Genomic DNA, 2,516 nt, shown 5'->3' with positions numbered 1-2,516 from the left:
TGTCAATCGGCGCGCAAAAAGGACCCCCTATCGGCGTCCAAAAGGGCCCCCTTTGCGGAGCGGCATGACAGGTATGACGGACGCAGCATTCGCGCTGGTCGCGGCGTAGGGAGGGCGTCGCCCGACCGGAGGCGCGACCAGCGCGAGGCATCTTGTTGGGGGTGTCGGAGGCGTCAGCTACGGTGCTTGAAGCGCCAGCTGTCGTTGCCGGTTTCGATGATGTCGCAGTGGTGGGTGATGCGATCGAGTAGCGCAGTGGTCATCTTGGGGTCGCCAAAGACGGTCGGCCATTCGCCAAAAGCCAGGTTCGTCGTGATGATGACTGAGGTGCGCTCGTAGAGCTTGCTGATCAGATGGAAGAGCAGCTGGCCGCCTGAGCGGGCAAACGGCAGGTAGCCGAGCTCATCGAGCACAACGAGGTCGAGCCGCGAGAGCTGCGCTGCAAGCGTGCCAGCCTTGCCGATGCGCGTCTCTTCCTCGAGCCGGTTCACCAGATCGACCGTGTTGAAATAGCGCCCCCGGGCGCCGTCCCGCACCACATTCGCAGTGATGGCGCTGGCGAGATGCGTCTTGCCGGTGCCGGTACCGCCGACGAGCACGATATTGCGCTGGCCCGGCAGAAACGATCCGCTGTGCAGCGAGCGCACCAGCCCTTCGTTGATGGGTGTGCCGTCGAAGACGAAGGTATCCAGGTCCTTCACCGCCGGCAGCCGAGCTGCTGTCATCCGGTAGCGCACCGAGGCTGCGTGACGGTGCGTCGTTTCGGCACGCAGCAGGTCGGTCAGGATCTCCATTGTCGTGCGCTTGCGTTGCAGACCGGTCGTCACCGCCTCGTCGAAGGCGCCAGCCATGCCCTTGAGCCCGAGCCCTGTCAGGGCCTGCATCATCTCATGCCGCTGCATGGAAGCCTCGCAAGCTGTCGTAGCGGTTGCAGTCGGCACGGGGTGGATGGCGCAGCACCAGGTCTTCGGGTGTGGCAATCGCCAGCGGCCGTGGCGGCTCACGATGGCGTGACAGGATGTTGAAGATGATGTCGTCGCTGGTGACGCCTGCCAGCAATGCCTCACGCACGGCCGCTTCCACCGCGTCCACTCCATGATCGAGCACGGCTGACAGCACGCGTACGAACCGCCGATCAGCTTCATCGCCGGTGCCCAGCTTGCGCCGCAACCGCGCCAGCGCTGGCGGCAACTCCCAGTCCTGGAATGGTGCGCCGTTACGCAACGCGCCGGGTTTGGTCACGAGCACCGGCAGGTAGTGCCAAGGATCGTAGATGGTCCGATCGCGCCCAAAGCAGCGGGGATGATCGGCCACGATTTCACCGTCGCAGCGCACGACGATGCGGTCGGCATAGGCACGGACCTGCACCGTGCGGCGGACCGCCTTGGCCATGACGGAATAGCGGTTGCGATCGAAGCTGATCAAGCAGGTGCCGCTCACCGCATGCTCGCTCTCGTGGAAGCCATCGAAAGGAGCAACGATAGGCTGGAGCACGGTACGCTCGGCAGCCCACACCTGGGCAACGCTCAGCTCTTTATGCTCGGGGTGCTGGCGCATGTCCGCCCAGCGGCGGCACTCCGCCTCCAGCCAGCCATTCAGCTCCTCGATGCTGGCAAAGCGCAGCCGTGGCTGAAAGAACCGCCCACGAGCCGTCTGCACCTGGTTTTCGACCTGACCCTTTTCCCAACCGGCCGCCGGTGAGCACGCCGTCGGCTCGACCATGTAGTGGCTCGCCATGACCAGGAAGCGTCGGTTGAAGACCCGCTCCTTGCCGGTGAATACGCTCGTCACTGCGGTCTTCATGTTATCGTAGATGCCGCGCGTCGGCACCCCGCCGAAGAAGGCGAAGGCTCGGGCATGCGCGTCGAACAGCATCTCCTGCGTCTCGCGTGGATAGGCCCGTACGTACATCGCGCGCGACGCGCACAGCCGCACATGCGCCACTTTCACGCGCATCGGCTTGCCGGCGATCTCGACATCCTCGTGGCTCCAGTCGAACTGGTAGGCCTCGCCGGGACGAAACAGCAGCGGGATGAAGGCCGGCGCGTCCATCACATCGCGGCGCCGCGTCCGGCGCCACCGGGCGGCATAGCGACGCACCGCATCGTACGAACCGTCGAACCCCTCGCGCACCAGCAGATCATGGATGCGCGTAAGGCGCAGTTTCTCGCGCCGCGGCCGCGCCTCGTCCTCCTCCAGCAACGTGTCGAGCTGACCCTGAAACGGCCCCAGCTTGGGCAGCGGCTGAACCTCTCGCCGATATGCCATGTCTGCATCCGGTGCCCGGATCGCCTTGCGAACAACCTTGCGCGACAGATGAAGGTCTCGCGCGATCGCCTTGATGGCTTTGCCCGACGCATGCTCGCGCCGGATCCTCAACACCGTCTCCAATACCAACATCCCGATCTCGCCGCCCGACACAACGCCAAGCGAGCAGACTAAACCACCGAGATGAGGGGTTCCTTTTGGGCGCCGATCACCCCGCTAACGGGGTCCTTTTTCCACGCCGATCCACA

The 2,516-nt window shown here is 64.8% G+C and carries 2 protein-coding genes; both read right to left on the bottom strand.

What is annotated here, in order from left to right:
- Positions 1–173 precede the first annotated feature (173 nt).
- A complete protein-coding gene (gene istB, locus AC58EF_RS28345; RefSeq protein WP_039187854.1) occupies positions 174–902 on the bottom strand; it encodes an IS21-like element helper ATPase IstB in 729 nt (242 codons plus the stop codon).
- The gene (gene istA / locus AC58EF_RS28340) at positions 889–2,400 is read right to left on the bottom strand and encodes an IS21 family transposase (protein ID WP_497279689.1); all 1,512 of its coding nucleotides are present in this window, start codon (positions 2,398–2,400) and stop codon (positions 889–891) included. Before istA ends, istB begins: the two co-directional genes overlap by 14 nt.
- Positions 2,401–2,516: the final 116 nt, after the last annotated feature.

It is taken from the genome of Sphingobium sp. WR1 (genome assembly GCF_059693745.1).
Note: the sequence above shows the minus strand (reverse complement) of the source record. Positions and strands in the feature narration are given on the sequence as shown.

Excerpts from the sequence above, each read along its gene's own strand:
- istB (WP_039187854.1), bottom strand. The coding sequence starts at position 902 with ATGCAGCGGCATGAGATGATGCAGGCCCTGACAGGGCTCGGGCTCAAG.
- istA (WP_497279689.1), bottom strand. The coding sequence starts at position 2,400 with ATGTTGGTATTGGAGACGGTGTTGAGGATCCGGCGCGAGCATGCGTCG.